Annotated in this window: 18 protein-coding genes and 1 pseudogene; 12 read left to right on the top strand and 7 right to left on the bottom strand. The window is 34.7% G+C overall.

Features of this window, described 5'->3' with window-relative positions:
* The 5 genes and pseudogenes from BM121_RS19845 to BM121_RS19825 all read left to right on the top strand — a co-directional run.
* A pseudogene (locus BM121_RS19845) lies at positions 1-606 on the top strand (sugar ABC transporter substrate-binding protein); the annotation flags it as partial.
* Positions 607-678: 72 nt separating this feature from the next.
* Positions 679-1,575, top strand: coding sequence for a carbohydrate ABC transporter permease (locus BM121_RS19840; RefSeq protein WP_091486004.1), 897 nt, complete (start codon positions 679-681; stop codon positions 1,573-1,575).
* A 2-nt stretch (positions 1,576-1,577) separates the two neighbouring features.
* On the top strand, positions 1,578-2,417 hold the full coding sequence (locus tag BM121_RS19835) for a carbohydrate ABC transporter permease (protein WP_091486002.1): 840 nt from the start codon (positions 1,578-1,580) through the stop codon (positions 2,415-2,417).
* Positions 2,418-2,485: 68 nt separating this feature from the next.
* The gene (locus BM121_RS19830; RefSeq protein WP_091485997.1) at positions 2,486-3,118 is read left to right on the top strand and encodes a YesL family protein; all 633 of its coding nucleotides are present in this window, start codon (positions 2,486-2,488) and stop codon (positions 3,116-3,118) included.
* Positions 3,119-3,367: 249 nt separating this feature from the next.
* The gene (locus BM121_RS19825) at positions 3,368-4,612 is read left to right on the top strand and encodes a coiled-coil domain-containing protein (protein WP_091485995.1); all 1,245 of its coding nucleotides are present in this window, start codon (positions 3,368-3,370) and stop codon (positions 4,610-4,612) included.
* A 235-nt stretch (positions 4,613-4,847) separates the two neighbouring features.
* On the opposite strand, the gene BM121_RS19820 is transcribed toward BM121_RS19825, so the two are convergent.
* The 3 genes from BM121_RS19820 to BM121_RS19810 form a co-directional block, all read right to left on the bottom strand.
* Positions 4,848-5,279 carry a BrxA/BrxB family bacilliredoxin gene (locus BM121_RS19820; RefSeq protein ID WP_091485992.1) on the bottom strand — a complete coding sequence of 144 codons (432 nt, stop codon included), beginning with the start codon at positions 5,277-5,279 and terminating at the stop codon, positions 4,848-4,850.
* A gap of 73 nt (positions 5,280-5,352) precedes the next feature.
* Positions 5,353-7,071, bottom strand: a complete 1,719-nt coding sequence (pabB, locus tag BM121_RS19815) for an aminodeoxychorismate synthase component I (protein WP_091485989.1) — start codon at positions 7,069-7,071, stop codon at positions 5,353-5,355.
* Entirely contained in the window at positions 7,072-7,650 is a 579-nt protein-coding gene (locus BM121_RS19810) for an anthranilate synthase component II (protein WP_091485986.1), read from the bottom strand.
* 222 nt (positions 7,651-7,872) lie between these two features.
* Between BM121_RS19810 and BM121_RS19805 the strand changes: the two genes are divergently transcribed.
* The 7 genes from BM121_RS19805 (at position 7,873) to BM121_RS19775 (ending at position 13,369) form a co-directional block, all read left to right on the top strand.
* Positions 7,873-8,826 carry an ABC transporter permease gene (locus tag BM121_RS19805; RefSeq protein ID WP_091485984.1) on the top strand — a complete coding sequence of 318 codons (954 nt, stop codon included), beginning with the start codon at positions 7,873-7,875 and terminating at the stop codon, positions 8,824-8,826.
* Positions 8,816-9,763 carry an iron chelate uptake ABC transporter family permease subunit gene (locus BM121_RS19800; protein WP_091485981.1) on the top strand — a complete coding sequence of 316 codons (948 nt, stop codon included), beginning with the start codon at positions 8,816-8,818 and terminating at the stop codon, positions 9,761-9,763. Before BM121_RS19805 ends, BM121_RS19800 begins: the two co-directional genes overlap by 11 nt.
* Positions 9,757-10,515, top strand: coding sequence for an iron ABC transporter ATP-binding protein (locus tag BM121_RS19795; RefSeq protein ID WP_091485978.1), 759 nt, complete (start codon positions 9,757-9,759; stop codon positions 10,513-10,515). The genes BM121_RS19800 and BM121_RS19795 overlap by 7 nt, the downstream gene beginning before the upstream one ends.
* 124 nt (positions 10,516-10,639) lie before the next feature.
* On the top strand, positions 10,640-11,629 hold the full coding sequence (locus BM121_RS19790) for a siderophore ABC transporter substrate-binding protein (RefSeq protein WP_091485975.1): 990 nt from the start codon (positions 10,640-10,642) through the stop codon (positions 11,627-11,629).
* 402 nt (positions 11,630-12,031) lie between these two features.
* Positions 12,032-12,496, top strand: a complete 465-nt coding sequence (locus tag BM121_RS19785; RefSeq protein WP_091485972.1) for a chemotaxis protein CheX — start codon at positions 12,032-12,034, stop codon at positions 12,494-12,496.
* A gap of 18 nt (positions 12,497-12,514) precedes the next feature.
* On the top strand, positions 12,515-12,982 hold the full coding sequence (locus BM121_RS19780; protein WP_091485969.1) for a chemotaxis protein CheW: 468 nt from the start codon (positions 12,515-12,517) through the stop codon (positions 12,980-12,982).
* A 30-nt stretch (positions 12,983-13,012) separates the two neighbouring features.
* Positions 13,013-13,369: a response regulator gene (locus BM121_RS19775; protein ID WP_091485966.1), complete on the top strand. Its 357-nt coding sequence runs from the start codon at positions 13,013-13,015 to the stop codon at positions 13,367-13,369.
* Between the two features lie 698 nt (positions 13,370-14,067).
* Here BM121_RS19775 and BM121_RS19770 read toward each other — a convergent pair.
* The 4 genes from BM121_RS19770 to BM121_RS19755 form a co-directional block, all read right to left on the bottom strand.
* Positions 14,068-14,700, bottom strand: coding sequence for a YczE/YyaS/YitT family protein (locus BM121_RS19770; protein WP_091485964.1), 633 nt, complete (start codon positions 14,698-14,700; stop codon positions 14,068-14,070).
* A gap of 67 nt (positions 14,701-14,767) precedes the next feature.
* Complete coding sequence (locus BM121_RS19765; protein ID WP_091485961.1) at positions 14,768-15,847, bottom strand: Ger(x)C family spore germination protein; 1,080 nt, start codon at positions 15,845-15,847, stop codon at positions 14,768-14,770.
* A complete protein-coding gene (locus BM121_RS19760) occupies positions 15,834-16,937 on the bottom strand; it encodes a GerAB/ArcD/ProY family transporter (protein ID WP_091485958.1) in 1,104 nt (367 codons plus the stop codon). Before BM121_RS19760 ends, BM121_RS19765 begins: the two co-directional genes overlap by 14 nt.
* Before the next feature lie 7 nt (positions 16,938-16,944).
* Positions 16,945-18,450: a spore germination protein gene (locus tag BM121_RS19755; RefSeq protein ID WP_091485956.1), complete on the bottom strand. Its 1,506-nt coding sequence runs from the start codon at positions 18,448-18,450 to the stop codon at positions 16,945-16,947.
* Positions 18,451-18,553: the final 103 nt, after the last annotated feature.

Here is an 18,553-nt window from a genome sequence, read left to right as displayed (position 1 = left end):
GATCAATTATTTGTGGATCTATATACCATGCTTACTAATCAAGTAGAAAAAGAAGCAACACCAACGCCGGATTATTTAGCGCAATTAGCAGGTCCAGAAGATGATCCGATTGCAAAAGGAGAAGGTGTTGGGGTCTTCCAATGGTCTAATCAATTTGCTGGTTTAGAACAAATCTCTGGATTAGATTTTGAATTTGCTCCAATGCCAGGACCAGGGATTCAGGATGGGTTGTATTTAAAACCTAGTATGTTCTTCTCTGTTGCTGAAAATTCTGAAGATAAAGCAGCAGCGGCTAAATTTATTGATTTCTTTGTAAATGATGTAGATGCAAATAAAATAATTTTGGGAGAACGTGGTGTTCCGGTTTCTTCTGAAGTGAAAGAAGCCTTAATGGAAGAAGTGTCACCTTCTCAAGCGAAAATCTTTGAGTATATTGATTGGGTAGAAGAAAATAGCACTCCTATGGGTTCTCCAGATCCATCTGGTGCAGGGGAAATTATTGAATTATTGACGAATCTTTCAGAACAAATGTCATATGGCCAAATTACTCCGGAAGAAGCAGCAACTTCTTTTAGATCACAGGCAGAAGGTATTTTGGGTAACTAATGAATTAGTATTCGATAGCTGGTCTTTAGGGATCAGCTATCGTTTTAAAATGAACGGAAGGGAGCTTTAAACATGCAATCACAAATAAAACAGAATTTATGGGGATATCTTTTTATTGGGCCATTTATTATTGGTTTCTTGGCCTTTACGGTTATACCAATTATTGCTTCCCTTTATTTTTCGTTTACATCCTACGATCTATTTTCTACACCGAGATGGATTGGGTTAGATAATTTTAAAGAAATGTTTACATCAGATGCGAGATATCTCAATTCCTTGAAAATAACGTTTATCTATGTCTTTGTAGGAGTGCCTTTACGATTAGGATTTGCCTTGTTAGTAGCAATGTTGTTAAATACTGCATCACGTGCCGTAGGTTTATACCGCACACTATATTATCTACCATCTTTAATTGGAGGTAGTGTAGCTGTTGCCATCATGTGGCGTAATATTTTTGGAGACGAGGGGATTGTCAATATTGCATTAATGTCTATGGGGATAGATCCGGTAAGATGGTTTGGAGATCCAAGTGCCGCTCTATGGATGCTAATTTTTCTTTCAATTTGGCAATTTGGATCATCAATGCTTATATTCTTAGCAGGATTGAAATCAATTCCGCAAAGTTACTATGAAGCAGCCAGTGTAGATGGGGCAAGTTTCTTACAGAAATTTTCCAACATCACCATACCTATGTTAAGTCCTGTTATATTGTTTAATGCGATTATGCAAACCATTGCAGCCTTTATGACATTTGTTCCAGCTTATATCATTTCAAAAGGAACGGGAGGACCGTTAGACGGTACACTGCTTTATTCGCTGTATTTGTTTAAACAAGGTTTTGAGTTCTTTCATATGGGGTATGCATCCGCGATGGCTTGGGTTATGTTAATTATTATTGCAATACTGACATCCATTATCTTTTTGTCTTCTAAATTTTGGGTGCACTATGAGTCCGAAGGAGGCAGATAAACATGAAAGCCAAAAATATCAAGAAACTATTATACCATGTCCTTGTTGGCGGATTTGCCATATTAATATTGTACCCCGTTATTTGGTTAGTGATGAGCTCTTTTAAGCGGAGTAACCAGATCTTTGTGACAGCAGAATCATTATTACCTTCCCCTTTTATATTGGGAAATTACGCTCAAGGGTGGGAAGGGTTTGGAGACTATGGATTTAGTACGTTTATTGGAAATACATTAGTATTTGTGCTATTTGTATTAGTGGGTCATTTAATCTCTTGCTCTCTCATTGCTTTTGGCTTTGCCCGTCTAAAGTTTGTAGGAAGAAGTTTTTGGTTTGCAATTATGATCATGACTCTAATGCTTCCATATGAGGTTATAATGATTCCACAATATATTATTTTTGCGAAATTAGGATGGTTAGATTCTTTGAAACCATTAGTTGTACCAGCTTACTTTGGGCACCCATTCTTCATTTTCTTGTTGGTTCAATTTATTCGTACGATTCCGAGAGAGTTGGATGAAGCAGCAACGATTGATGGTTGTAATACATTTGGTATTTACAGAAGAATTATATTACCATTACTGGTTCCTGCTTTAGCAACGACATCAATTTTTACATTTTATTGGACATGGGATAACTTGCTTGGTCCAGTATTATACTTGAATAGTCCATCTAAATATACGGTATCAATGGCATTAAACATGTTCTTAAGTAATGAATCTGTTTCCAACTGGGGTGCAATGTTTGCGATGTCAGTTGTATCTTTAATACCAGTATTTATTATCTTCTTTATTTTCCAACGCTATGTAGTAGATGGTATTAGTACTAGTGGTTTAAAAGGTTAATAACAGAGGTGCTTGTTTGAAGTGAATCTCAATTATCGCTTCTAAAAGTTTTAAGGGGGAATATTAGTATGAATGCATTAAATAAAGTATTTGAATGGATTACAAGAGTAGCATATTTGAACTTGTTATGGATTGGATTTACATTATGCGGATTGATCATAGTAGGTTTATTTCCTTCTATTGCTGCAACGTTTACTGTAGTAAGAAAATGGGTTTCAGGCAATACTGATATTCCTCTGTTTAAAACTTTTTGGAAAGCCTATCGCCAATCGATACTACAAGCGAATATTCTAGGATATATTGCAGTGGCAGCAGGTTATATTTTATACCTGGATTTCTTGTTTGTTACCTTAGTTGAAAGTGACTATATGATGTTACTTACAATTCCATTTTTATTTATTTCTATATTTTTCACATTAACAACTTTTTATCTTTTTCCAGTATATGTTCATTATGATATGAAAGTATTACAGGTAATTAAAAGTTCATTTTTTATTATGGTATTAAACCCATTACCAACATTTGTTATGGTGTTAGGAGTGTTTGGTATTACATATGGGCTATGGAACTTCCAAGGATTGGCCTTGTTCTTTAGCATGAATTTACTAGCTATCGCTTTGACTATGCCGGCACATAAAGCATTCTCAAAGATACAAGAAAAGAAAGATTATCTAAGTAAACAGAAACTAATGGAAGAATAAAAAAAGCTCTAGCAAGGGCTTTTTTTTTATGTTACTCTATTAGATGTTGCGTTTCGACATAGTTTGACATAAAGAATGATAAAATTGAAATGTTTTTGTAACATTCACATAACATTAGTGAAATCTAACTATGTTACAATGAGTCTGGTTCAAAGGATAGAGTGAAAAGACTACACGAAAACCTTTAAATTAAGGGGAACTTACATAGAGAGAACGTTAAAAAATTCTGTTGGAAAGTAGGGGAATCGAGTGCGAGAAATAAGAGGTTTTGTAAAGGAATCTGCTGTAGTATTAACGATTATGTCAAGTTTGTTTTTTGTTCAGACGGTTAACGCTGAAACAAAAGAAGAAATTCAAGCACAAAGATCCGATGTACAATCTAGTATCGATGAGAAAGAACAGGAAATCGAAAAAATTAAAGAAGAGTTAATTGAGTTAAATGAACAAATTTTAAGGTTAGATGAAGCAATCGAAGATAATGAGCAGATGATAGAAGAAACAGAAGGTGAAATAACTGATGTGGAAACAGAGGTAAGTGATCTAGAAGCGAAAATCGATAAAATCGAACAAAGTATTGAGCAAAGAAATGAAATTCTAAAAGAGAGAATTTCTTCCTTACAAGAAAATGGTGGTTCATCTAGTTATCTAGAAGTGTTACTTGGTTCTACTAATTTCGTAGATTTCGTTGATAGAGTAGCATTAGTACATAAGATTACACAGGCAGACCAAGATTTACTAGAGAGTCAAGAAAATGATAAATTAGAAGTGGAAAAGAAAAAAGTAGAGCTAGATAATAAATTAGATGAACTGGAAGATATGAAAGCAGAATATGAAGAAATGCAAAATCAAATCTTGGGACAAAAAGACCAAAATGAAGATTTAAAAGAAGAATTAAAAGAAAAAGAAGAAGAAAATAGTGAGTACTTGGATGACTTAAAAATTGAAGATGAAATTTTAGCGAATAAAGAAAAAGCAATTAAAGAAGCAGAAGAGCAACAACGTGCACAAGAAGAGGCCGCTAGTAGTGATGGATCAAATCAATCAGATGATAATGCAATAGAACAGTATTCCAGCAATTCATCAACAACAGTTTCAACAAGTGGTAGTACAGTAGATGTAGTAACATCGGTTGGTGATAAGTATATTGGCAACTCTGTCTATGTTTTTGGTGGAGGTAGATCTGCTTATGATATTGCTAATGGTCGTTTTGATTGTTCCGGTTTTGTGAGCTGGGCATTTAAGCAAGCGGGCATCAGTTTGCCTGCAAGTACCTCAGGATTATCATCAGTAGGATCAAAAGTTTCTTCAAGCGACATGCAACCAGGAGACCTTGTGTTCTTCAATACGTATAAAACCAACGGACATGTAGGTATATACTTGGGTAATAACAAATTTATTGGTTCTCAAAGCTCAACAGGTGTAGCAGTCGCTGACATGAGCAGTGGCTATTGGAAATCAAATTTCTCCGGGCTCGTTCGCCGCGTAGGATCATAAGAAATAAAGAAAACGCCGTTTCATTAATTGAAACGGCGTTTTCTATTTATAGTCATTAAATAGATAAACAATTATGACACTCCTGTTGAGAATAGCGAGCTGAAGATCCAAGAGACAGCGTAATTTGCTGCCGAGGAGGCTGGGATCGTGCCCAACGTTCTTTTTTTATGACTAATAAAGGGTGAGCTTTATATAAGCTCACCCTATCGTTAGATTTCATATGAATGAATGTAAATTAGCAGAATTCAGCATAAGCATTAGTTAGTTGATTGAGAATGTCTTCCACTTCATGACCCTCAATTTGCTCGCGAGGAATAAAGTGTTTCACTTCTCCGCCCTTTACAATAGCCATGGATGGAGAAGAAGGTTCTAGACCTTCCAAATATTCACGCATTTTTGAAGTCGCTTCCCGATCCTGTCCAGCAAATACTGTAACGAGCTTAGCAGGTTTTTTCTCACCATTCAATGATTGAACAGCTGCAGGGCGCGCCAATCCAGCAGCACAACCACATACCGAATTCACTACAACTAGTGCACTCTCCTCGTTTGTAGACATAAATTGATCTACTTCCTCAGGTGTTGCTAACTCTTCAAAACCAGCATTGGTTAATTCATTGCGCATGGACTGTGTAATTTCTCTCATATATTCTTCATATGCATTCATGATTATACCTCCTAATTATACTCTAATCAGATTTTAACAAACTTGTGGTGGTGCGAGCGACTTATTTGTTTGAGCATCATTCAACTAATTGTACTTTAACCCATCCTCGAACACTATTAATAAACCAAATTTGATCATATTCGCCTAGTACTGATAAGGGTATACTTTTTTCTATTAATACTTTCTCTTCAATTAGTTGTTCCCGGTAGGTCCCTGGAAGTAATCCATCCAAAACAGGAGGAGTAAAAAAACGGTCCTCTTTTTCCACTACAACATTACCAATAGTGAACTCCGTTATATGTCCTTCTTTGTTCCATAAAAGCGATGATAGGACATGAGAAGGCTTATTTTGATCTAGTTTTTGATACAATTCTCTGTTGGTGGTTTTATGGTATAAATAAATATCTCTTTTATCAATTGGTTTTGATGCTATCACTGTTTGAATAGGTTCTTTTAACTTTTTGACAGGCTGAAGTTCTAATTCGATGTGGCTTGACGGATGATACAATAGTCGGACTTTGTAACATCCATCCTGGTATTGATCTGCTAACATGAATAATTTTTCTTTTACTCTTTCTTCATGAAAGGGATAACCAAAATATTGTGAAGAATGCTTAAGTCTTTGTAAGTGGTATGACATTAGTGGATAATAACCATTGTCTAATTTCATTGATTCCAATAATGAAACAACTTTTCTTTTTTGATGTAATATTTCTGCCTTTTGGTTTAATTCATGGTATTCATTGAAACTGGTTGAATCCCAAGTTATACCTCCACCGGTGCCATAAATGGCATTATTTCCGTTCACATTCACTGTACGAATGGGGACATTAAAAGTTGCTTCGCGTTCGGGAGAAATCCAGCCAATGGCACCACAATATACTCCTCTGGGTGAATCTTCTAACTCTGCAATATATTTCATTGTCTCTACTTTTGGTGCACCTGTTATGGAACCACAAGGAAATAAAGCTTTAAACCAATCATAAACCTTCATTTTTTCCAAACTTGCTTCAATTGTCGACGTCATTTGGTGTACAGTTGGATATGTTTCAATATCAAATAAACTTTTAACTTGGACGGTACCGGGCTTTGCAATTTGTCCCATATCATTTCGTAACAAGTCTACAATCATGACATTTTCAGCTTGATCTTTTGCGGAATGTCTTAACTCTTGTTTAAATTGAAGATCTTCTTCATATGTTCGACCACGCTTCATTGTTCCTTTCATGGGTTTCGTGATAATTTTCCCATCTTTCACTTTAAAAAATAATTCTGGAGAGGCAGATAAAATCTGATTAGACCCAATATCAAGATATGCACAATAGGAAGCCGCTTGATTCTTTACTAGTTGTTGATAGAATGCATACGGATTACCGGTAAAGTGAGCTTCAAGCCTTGTTGTATAATTCACTTGATAGGTGTTTCCATCTTCAATGGCCTTTTTAATATGTTCAATATTTACTTGGTAATCCTCGTAACTGGTTGTATGTTTCCAATCTGACAGATGATAATCTAAGTCTTCTAAATGATTCGTATTGTCGGCAGGTTTCTCATATGCAGCTAACCAGATAAGTGGTAATTTGTTATGTTCGTGAACATGATAACTGGGGTCAAATGCAGGGGCGGCTTCATAGGAGACAAAGCCTGCAATGTAATAACCATTGTCCAGAAATTGTTCCAACTCCTCAAATATAATGGGTATTTCATTCATACTATTTGTATTCCAGACTTTAATCGGGTTAGTGAATTGCCGAACAGTATGCTGAAAATTAAATTGCAAGAAATTCTTATTCACTCAATCCACTCCATTCATTGCTTGTTTATAACTGTTTTTGATCATATGGAATCCATATTCTGTAAGGATTGCTTCAGGATGAAATTGTATTCCTTCCACCTTATATTGCTTATGCTTTATCCCCATAATTTCTTCATGGTAGGTCTTAGCAGTTGAGAATAACTCATTATCTGGTAGGTTATTAGTGATAAGAGAATGATATCTTGTTACGGAAATATCATTTGGTAAAGAATCGAAAACACCTTGACCAGTATGCTTTATTTTCGAAACTTTGCCATGCATTGGTATAATTGCTTTCGTTACTTGCCCGCCAAAGTAATGTACAATAATTTGCATACCTAAGCATACACCTAGGATAGGGATTGATGCATGGAAGTAATCCAATATGGATAGACATTCCTTTTGAGCTTCTGGTGATCCTGGACCAGGAGATAATACAATTAAATCAGGATTTAACGTTTCGATTTTCTGCAGTGTAATATTATCATTTCGAAAAACGAGTACATCTTCCGTTAATTGCCGATAATATTGAACAAGATTATATGTAAATGAATCATAATTATCGATGATTATAACCACAATAGTTCTTCCTTTCTTTACAAGCATATCATACGTAATTATAGCGTATATCTGCTTATTCCTCTAATATTTGTTCTAATTTTGTCATCACGCACCTTGTGTCAGTTACCTTTATTTTCAAAAAACTATTGACAGTTTCAAAGATTATGATACTATAATAATTGTCTAATTGATAATGAATTTCATTATTAAAAAATGCAAACAGGAAGGCCATGGAATTTTATGAAGAAGCGGTATTTAATTGTATTACTAGTTATTTTATCTCTGGTCTCTTTATTTATTGGGGTTATTGACTTAAATCCTAAAGATTTATTCCAATTAACAGAAGATCAAAAAGAAATTTTATTTATCAGTAGGTTCCCACGTTTAATTAGTATCATCATTGCGGGTATGAGCATGAGTATATGTGGCTTAATCATGCAGCAATTAAGCCGGAACAAATTTGTATCACCGACAACAGCAGGTACGATGGATTCTGCACGATTTGGTATTTTAGTAGCTTTAATGATATTTCCAGCTGCAGGTCCGATCGAGAAAATGGTAATTGCGTTTGCTTTTGCGTTGATAGGGACCTTTGTCTTTATGAAAATATTGGATAAAGTTAAATTTAAAGATCCTATTTTCATCCCATTAGTAGGTTTAATGTTCGGTAATATTGTTAGTTCTATTACAACATTTTTTGCTTATAAAAATGATCTGATTCAAAATATGTCTTCTTGGCTGCAAGGAAATTTTGCTCTCATTTTGCAAGGCCGATATGAAATGCTATACATAAGTGTACCTTTAGTGATTTTTGCTTATATCTATGCAAATAAATTTACGATAGCAGGTATGGGGGAAGACTTTGCTAAGAATTTGGGGATGAACCACAAACGTGTAGTTAATGTGGGCCTGGTAATCGTAGCTATTATAACTTCTGTCGTCATATTGACAGTAGGTATGATCCCGTTTTTAGGCTTAATCATTCCAAATATCGTTTCTATATATCGAGGAGATCATTTAAAAAACAGCTTACCACATACAGCATTACTAGGAGCTGTATTTGTATTAGTTTGTGACATAGTAGGAAGGGTTATTATATTCCCGTATGAAATTGCCATTGGCGTAACAGTTGGAGTTATTGGTAGTGGGATCTTCCTTTACTTAATTATGAGGAGATCTGCATATGCGTCTTAAGTTAAAACTATCCATATTACTTATATTAAGTCTTATCCTAGTTGCCATTTATTTATTTGCAGGTATTCCTGGTAATTGGGAATACATATTGCCAAGAAGATTTAGTAGAGTGTTAGCAATTATCGTAACAGGCTCTGTTATTGCAATCGCCACAGTAGTATTTCAGACGATCACGAATAACCGTATTTTAACACCAAGTGTGATTGGCTTAGATTCGCTTTATGTATTGCTACAAACATTTCTTATATTTGTCTTTGGTTCAACAAGTGCTTTTGCGGTAAATCCGAATTTGAATTTTGCTATATCTGTCGGAGCTATGATTGTATTTGCCTTTTTACTTTATCATTTGCTCTTTAAAAAACAGAAAAATGTCTACTTTCTATTATTAGTAGGGATTGTATTTGGTACTTTTTTCGGAAGTTTATCTTCATTTATGCAAGTATTAATTGATCCGAATGAATTTATGATTGTACAAAATCGGATGTTTGCAAGTTTCAACAATGTAAATACTGATATACTCTGGTTTTCCATCATTCTCATCATCATTACGATTATTTATTTTTGGAAGTACATAAAGTTTTTAGATGTGATGTCATTAGGGAAAGAACAGGCAATCAACTTGGGTGTTGACTATGACGAGGTTGTAAAACGGTTATTAATTGTGATAGCAATCTGGATTTCAGTGGCAACCGCATTAGTTGGTCCGATATTGTTCTTAGGATTGTTAGTGGCAAATGTCACTTATGAGTTTATGAAAACCTATCGCCATAGTTATCTATTAATTGCTTCAGCACTGGTAAGTATTGTCGCATTAGTGGGTGGACAGTTAGTTGTAGACCGTATTTTTTCGTTTGAAACAACATTAAGTGTGATTATTAATTTCATTGGTGGAGCATATTTCTTATATCTGATTTTAAAGGAGAATAAAGAATGGTAGAAGTACAGGATATCACAAAAAAGTATGGAAATACCGCAGTTGTAGATCAGGTTTCCGTTTCGATTCCCAAAGGGAAAATTACATCTTTTATTGGCCCGAATGGTGCAGGTAAAAGTACATTGCTATCGATTGTCAGTCGATTAATCACAAAGGATTCCGGCGAAGTTCGCATTGATGATCAGGAAATTTCATCAGTTAAAAGCAATGCGTTAGCAAAAAAAATTGCTATTTTGAAGCAATCCAATCACTTAAATGTAAGATTAACCGTGAAAGAACTAGTTAGCTTTGGTCGCTTTCCTTACTCTCAAGGAAGATTGACAAAAGAAGATCGTACATTTATCAAGGATGCAATCGATTATATGGAGCTTAACGATATGCAGGATAAATACCTGGATCAATTAAGCGGCGGACAAAAGCAGCGTGCATTTATTGCTATGGTAATCGCTCAAGACACGGATTACATATTATTAGATGAACCACTTAATAATTTAGATATGAAGCATTCTGTTCAAATTATGAAAGTATTGCGCAGATTGGTAGATGAGTTAGGTAAAACGGTAGTAATAGTTATACATGATGTTAATTTTGCATCTGTTTATTCAGACTATATTGTCGCATTAAAACATGGCGAAATTATTCATCAAGGTCCCAAAAATGACATGATTGATCGGAAAGTCCTTCGAGATGTCTATGATATGGATATTCAGATTCAAGATATTGATCAGTGCAAGATTTGTTTATATTTTAATTAATTTGTTATCTATGTGAACACTTTTTCATCAGGATAAACATGTTGATAGGGCCCATTAACATGTGACGGCGGGGAAGAGTGAATCATATGAATATATTTTTAAAAATTTTAAGGGGTGTACAATTATGAAGAAATTTCTTTTCTTTTTATCTTTAATAACACTACTATTTGTGGTAGTAGCATGTGGTGCAGAGAGTGAAAGTGATGCACAAGCAAATGAAGAAGAAAGTCAATCAAATGAAGAAGCAGAAAGTTCAGAAGAGTCAGCAGACCAGCCTGCAGAAGTAGTTGTAGAACATGAATTAGACACAACAACAGTGCCGGTAAATCCAGGAAAAGTCGTGGTGTTTGATTATGGTACATTAGAAACATTAGATGAATTAGGTGTAGAAGTTGCAGGTGTCCCGCAAGGAAATCTTCCACCTCACTTAGAAAAGTTTGAAGGTGAAGAATACACAAATGTTGGTTCATTGAAAGAACCTGATTTTGAAGCATTAGCCGTTCTTGATCCAGATCTTATCATTATTTCCGGTCGACAATCTGCAGTATATGAGGATTTAGCAGAGTTAGCGCCAACCATTTATACTGGGGTAGATACAGCCAACTATTTAGAGTCATTCCAGACAAATGTGGAAACATTAGGAGAAATCTTTGCTAAAGAAGATGTAGCAGCAGAGAAATTGGATGAAGTATTAGCAGTAGTTGACGAAGTGAAAGCTTCGACAGACTCTTCTGAGGGTAAAGGCTTAATTATTTTAACCAATGACGGCGGTATTAGTGCATATGGCGCTGGTTCACGTTTTGGCTATATTCACGATGAATTAGGTGTTGCCCAAGCGGATGACAATATTGAAGTAGCAACACATGGTCAAAATGTAAGCTTTGAATATATCGCAGAAACGAATCCAGATTACTTATTTGTTGTAGACCGTAACACGATTGTAGGTGGAGAGGAATCTGCACAAAAAACATTAGATAATGATCTTGTAGAAGGAACTAATGCAGCACAAAATGATAACATCATTTACTTAGATCCATATTTCTGGTATGTTTCTGGTGGCGGATTAGTATCTGTTAAAGAAATGGCAATTGAAGTAAAAGATGCCATTCAATAAGAATTGTTATAAATGGTTGTCGCATTAGTCATTTTGAAAGTGAAATCCCGTTTCAATAGAAACGGGATTTTTGTATAGAATAGTAATGAAAATTTTTTGTGTTACTAATCGACGTAAAACCACTGAATGAAGTCTCGCTTTATTGGTTTGATCAATAATAGTACTTTTATAATATTAATTTATGAAAACGAAACACGTTCGTTGTTATAAAGGTCTAGTATTTTTCTAATAATTAGGTGATAACACTTGTTTGATTAGGCCTATTTTATGATATAATAGTAACTAAAGATCATTATATTTACTTTGGATTGATTGATGCTGTTGAATGTTGTCTTATCATTAGGTATTATGGAGTGTAAGCAATGATTATATTTTACTAGATAAGATTGAGAGGAAATGATTATGGCATCAACTGAAGTAAGTACTAATGAAATCATCAAAGAATTATACAATGGATCGGTCCAATCCATCAAAAATGTTGTACCAGTTGAAAATCACTTTGAATCTCCCAAAATGACTACTAATCCATTATTTGTAGAGTATGGGGTATTAATAGGGTATAGTGGAACATTTAAAGGAGACCTATTAATTCAAGCGGAACATCATGTGTTTAGTGCGATTGGAGAAGCTTTATATGGTATGCAGTTGTCAGTAGATATGTTAGATTCTTTCTCGGGTGAATTGGGTAATATGTTGGCAGGTGGCCTTTCTACTCACTTAGCAAATGTAGGTATTAATACAGACATTACTCACCCAACTATTATTAATGGTAATGCAAAGTTAACTGGATTCAAGAGAATACTAGAGGTAGAAATCCATTTTCCAACAATCGGTGATATGAAAATGTCACTTTTATTAAATCAATAAAAGGCTGGTGACAAAACAATGGTAGGAACCATAACAAAATCAATTATTTTAAAATTAAATAATCAGGAATATGGTGCAAATATAGAACAAATTCGATCAATTGAAAGATTAGAAGAAATTGTGTCATTACCGCAAACTTCTGATTTTATTAAAGGAATCATCAATTTGCGTGATAATGTGACTCCGATTATTGATTTACGCACAAGACTTGGCATGGAAGAGACTGAACCTACGGAGCAGACAAGAGTTCTAATTGCAAATGTACGAGATGTACAAGTGGGGTTAATTGTGGATGAAGCGACAGATGTAATTGATATTTCATCAGAAGTAGTGGAAGATGCACCTGACTTAGTAAAAGGTGTAGATTATAAATATATAAAAGGTGTAGCTAAACTAGTAGATCGAGGTATGTTACTTTTGTTAGATCTTGATTATGTATTAAGTATGGATGAGATTAACGAAGTACAACAAGTAGCAGATGAATAAAAATTACATAAATCAACGGAGGGGAATACTGTGGCACGAGTATTAATTGTTGACGATGCTGCATTTATGCGCATGCAATTAAAAAATATTTTCACTAATTTAGGACATGAAGTAGTAGGTGAAGCAGAAAATGGTCACCAAGCGGCAGGTTTGTATGAAGACTTGCAACCGGATATCGTTTCGATGGATATTACAATGCCAGAAATGAATGGTGTAGAAGCAACGAAAGAGATAAAAAGTAAAGATACCAATGCTACGATCATTATGTGTTCTGCGATGGGACAGCAACAAATGGTATTAGACGCCATAAAAGCAGGGGCCACCGATTTTATTGTAAAACCATTCTCAGAAGACCGCGTAAAAGAAACATTGGATAAATTATTATAAGATAGAGTAAATGGAAATATAGAAACCTGTTTCTGGATAAAGAAACAGGTTTCTACTTTATATGACAAGAAAGTTAAGTGGGGGATAACAGCCCCTAACACCCTGATCATAGTCTCAATTTATAAGCAAGTAAGATAGGAAAAGGTTGATGCAAAACGTGTCATTAAAAAAGCAAGGATAGATAGTCAGATGGAGGAAGATGTGTACTTCGCCTGTTTGTCATTTTGAAAGATAGCTTGTGCAACCCAACCGCTGCGGCTGACCATTTCGCTTTCCGAGGGGCATGCTCCTCAGCTAACTTTTGCAGGAGGAGTTCCCTCCTGCAAAAGTGGATCTTCAGATCATGCTAATCCCTCAGGAGTCGAAACGTTCGGCCTCCGCTATACTTTTTTCTACAATGAATATTAGAAAAGGCATATTGGTTTTATAATCATTATTAGTGATTTTTAACGCCATATCTTTTGCACTTCCACAGGGATAATAACCTAAGATTCTAGGTCTGACACATGTTGTAGAGCATGTGTCAGCGTAGGCCGCCCACTTCAACTCCTGAGGGAAAAACCCCACGGAAAGGGGAGTGGGCAGCCGGAGCGGAGGTCTTACAGACGGTTAGCATCGTGATAAACATGTCAACATTACTACATGGAGTTAGCGCACAGCATCTGAGTTAAAGATAAGGACCGGATCGGTTTTTCTTATTAACTTGCTTTCATCGTTTTTACAATATATTTATGCTTTAATGAAACTATATATGGTCGTAATGCTTGAATCATAACCCCGGTAAATAATGCGTTAAGTAATGTCCCAATTCCCACATCACCATGAAAGAGAAGAGCAATGACAACTAATATAATACTTATGATAGCACGAGATTTACCAAAGGATAAACCTGTTTTATCCGTTACAATAACCATGGAGCTGTCCATTGGGTTTGGCGCAAAACTGGATTCCAAATATATTGCAATACCAATTCCGCTAAAAATGATTCCTAATAATAATAAAATCGATTGTTCCAACCAATTGTCAGGTGTGAACCAGGAGCCTTGGATAAATAACCACGAATCAATCCCAAGACCAGTAATTAATGACGTTAGCATGGCGAAAAATTCAGGTTTTGCTTTGATTGCAATGGCATTAATCATGACGATTGTAAAGCCAACAATGATTTCCCAGCTTCCAATTGACAATCCAAATGATCGATATAAACCTACGAGCAAGGCATCAAAAGGTGATGCTCCTAAATGTGATTGAATTGTCAATGAAATACCAAATGTTAACGTGATAATACCTAATATATATATAACGAATGATCTTAGTAATTTTTGCAACATATCACTTTCCCCCTAGCACGATATACTATAACAAATAAACGTTGCTAAGGGAATAAATCAATACTCATTATTGAATAATGTTACTCAAATCTAAGTTAAAATCAACGGAAGGAGTAATTTTTATTTCTGGATATTGAGATTCCCATTCTTTTACCGTCCAGTCTCTGAATTTCCCTTTCGCAGAGGCACCAATCATTAAAGGATCAATATCTAACTCTTGAAATTTCTTTACTAGTTTAGTTCCTTCTTCTTCCAGTTTTTTTGAGACTGCCTGTTCTATATCTATTTTTTCTTGAAAATTTTTCACTCCCATATTTTTTGACTCTGTTAAAGTACCTGATATATCAGCCTTAATGACTACCTCTTTTTTTGATTTCCAATGTATGCTTCTTGTGGATCGAATAGAGCTAATAGCTACCGTCCTCTTTTTTTCTTCCCAATCAAATTCATAAGTATGGTCTTCACAATCTTCATATAATAATTTAAATACAAAAAATTGCTCATAGGGAATTTCGTGAACTAATTTATCGTCTTTCATCATACCTATAGCAGCTATATCGATAGAATCTTCACTCTGTCTTAGGATGGGAAGAAAAGGATCCATTCCTTCTCCAGTTAAACGATAATTTAAATCATGCAAATTCATTTTAGGAATATTTGATTTACTATTATTATTAATCAATTCCTCGATGAACCTTGAAAGGGTTAGTTCCATATTGTAGTCTTGTTTTAATAATGTTTCTGCCTCTCCCTCTACGATGGCAACATTGAGGTCTCTTCCAATATTCGGGTCTTCATTAATACCATAAATAATATCTGAGACTCCTTTTTTTGCGAGTTCCTCTCCAAATAAAATACCTATTAAATTTCCAACTTCAACTTGATATGGTGCTTTTGTCTGAATAAATGAACTAATATCTTGAAAAGTTTTAGCACTGCCAGAATATCGGAAATTTCCGCCAATTTCCATTTGTTCGCTCTTGCCGTATAAGGGAGAAACAGCAGTGCCCTTGTAGGTTTCCGCAGCTGGGTCCCAATCATAGCCATATGTCATAATTAATTCGATATCGTCAAGAATTTTCGTTTTAACACAACCTGTTAGTAGTAAACAACATATCAATATAAGATACATTCTAGTTGTTTGCATGCTTTTTTTTCACTCCTGACACTATTTTATGGCAAAGATATAATAAAGGGATATAGGCAAATAATAAAATAACACCAGCTCTTGAAATGAAAGTTGTAATTTTTTCGATCATGAGAAAGTTATGGATAAAAAATATACTTGAAAATCCAATTAGTGAAAAAAAGATACTCATCTTTCGGAAGGAAAAATTTGTTAAACGGTGAAAACATTGGATGCTTGCCCAAAAATATAAACAACTGGTTGCTATGATGGCTATAAAATGCAAACCGATCCCAACATATTCAAATCTTTCAACAATCGGAAAATTAATAACCTTCCATAATTGGAGGGTTGGCCAAGATATTAACTGAATTTGCTGGTCGTTGTAATAGATGAACAGAGCAATTGCTGAAAAAAGATAGACAGAAGTAGTAAGAATATTACTTGAAATTGCCCATTTTAATCCTGATTGAAAACGATGTATAAACGGAGCATAAATTAGAATTAATTCAATGCCTAAAAAACTAAAGGACATTGGTTCTATAGCAAGAATGATATCTTTAAACGGAGTATTAAAAACTGGAAGTAAATTATGAACATGCCCAGCAGCAAAAGCCTCATATTTAAATATTGCCAAAAATGCAGTTACAAAAAAACTAAAGAATGCAAATCCGACGACTGTTCGGAATCCCCCCAAACAAATATATATAATTAGAACGAATAGAACAAACAAGAAAAAGTAGATTGACATATCCGGAAAAAACCAAATTTGAATAATTTCAATATAGGAAATTAATACAATTACTGAAACGGTCAATAGGTATAAACCAAAGATAAATGTAAAAATCTTTCCGAGTATGTTACCAAACATATACTGGTGAATATCCATGAAGTCTCTCTGTTGGTCGCCGATTATTTTCCAAATAACAACAATAATAATTGTGGTAAGTACACCGGTAAGAATAATGCTAATCCAAGCATCAAAACCGGCAATACTTGCGATTTGGCGTTCAAAACTTAAAATACCTTCTCCAATTTGAGTTGCATGAATAATATAGAGCAATAAAAATGGTGATACCATTTGTGAGATGTCAGGTTTAAAATGATTCATGATTAACCTACTTTCGTCTGGCACGTTTAGCATTGGTTCTAGCAAGATTAATACGATTTTTATCTTTCGGCGTAGTGATGATGGGTCTTGCTCCTTGCACACTAAATGGTAAGCGAATTACAGCATCTTTAAAATCTCTCCAACGAGGAGGATATAAAGGTTCTAAGAAAGGACGCCCTAGTGAAGTTAATCTTAATAAATGTGTAATAAGAAACATAATAGAAATAAAAATCCCGATAAGTCCCCACATTTGAGCAAATATAATAAATGGAAAGCGCAATAATCGAATCGTATTACCCATCCGGTAGATAGGCGTAGTGAAGGACGCTAGTGCGGCTAATGCGATTAATATCAATAATACGTTACTGGTGAGACCAGCTTCTACTGCAGCTGTTCCGATCACAATACCACCGACAATACCGATCGTTTGGCCGATTTTTGTTGGAAGGCGTGCACCAGCTTCTCGTAATAATTCGATTGTTAATTCCAAAATTAACGCTTCAAGAATTGGTGGAAACGGAATATCTTTTCTTGAAGAAATTAATGTCCCCAAAAGGTCTCCAGGCACAATGTGATAATGATAAGTTAACACGGCAACATACATAGGGGTAATGAGCACGGAAAATATAACAGCAAAGATACGAATAATTCGGAAAGCACTGGCAATATGCCACGATAAAAAATAATCCTCATAGGATGCAAAAAATTCAACTAGTGTAGTTGGAGCTATTAATACATGTGGTGAGCCATCAACAACAATCGCGATTTTCCCTTCCACTAAAGCACTTGACACCCGGTCTGGGCGTTCGGTATCCATTAGCTGTGGAAAAGGTGATTGAGAATTATCAGAAATCATTTGGGCAATAAATGAACTGTCCATGATCTGATCATATTCAACCGCTGAAATTCTTTGTTCAATTATATCGACGTTATCAGGATTGGCAATGCCATCTATAAAGACAATAGATATATCAGTTTTAGTAATTTTACCTACTTGAAGACTTTTAACATGTAATTGAGGCAATTTTATTCTTTTACGAATCAGATTAATATTAGTATTAAGATCTTCGATGAAAGCAAGTTTAGGGCCAAGAACACTAAATTCAATTTCAGGTTGGGATACATCCCGATCAGCTTCAAATTTAGCAGGAATCAGTAATACATTCTGACTATTGTTGATAAATTTTACTGCAATAAATCCAGTTAATAATTTCTCTTCAATTATTTTTATATCCTCAGTTATTTCTGCCTCAGAGAAAGGTAGCAAATTTTCTAATACGTCAAGGTTATCAACCTTTGCATCTTCTAATTTCCCAAAGAGACTAACTTCGATCTTTTCCATATTAATCAATGATTGATAATAAAAAATTTCGATATTTTTCGTACTTCCTAAGATCAAATGCTTAAAATCATCGCTTTTTTCCATCATAGGAAGTAAGTCATTAAAACTGTTTATATCTTTTTTTGGTTGTTTATTTTTTTTCTGTATATTGGAGTTTTTTTTTCTAATCATGATAGATACCTCTTAGTCGAAAGTTAAGCATAGTATGTGTGGTTTGAGCTTTAAGTATACACATCTTCATTGATTGTTATTTGAGTAGATTAGTGGTAAAAGT

The organism is Gracilibacillus orientalis, assembly GCF_900114645.1.
Classification (GTDB): Bacteria; Bacillota; Bacilli; order Bacillales; family Amphibacillaceae; genus Gracilibacillus; species Gracilibacillus orientalis.
The sequence above is the reverse complement of the archived record's forward strand: the minus strand, read 5'-3'. Positions and strand labels throughout refer to the sequence as shown.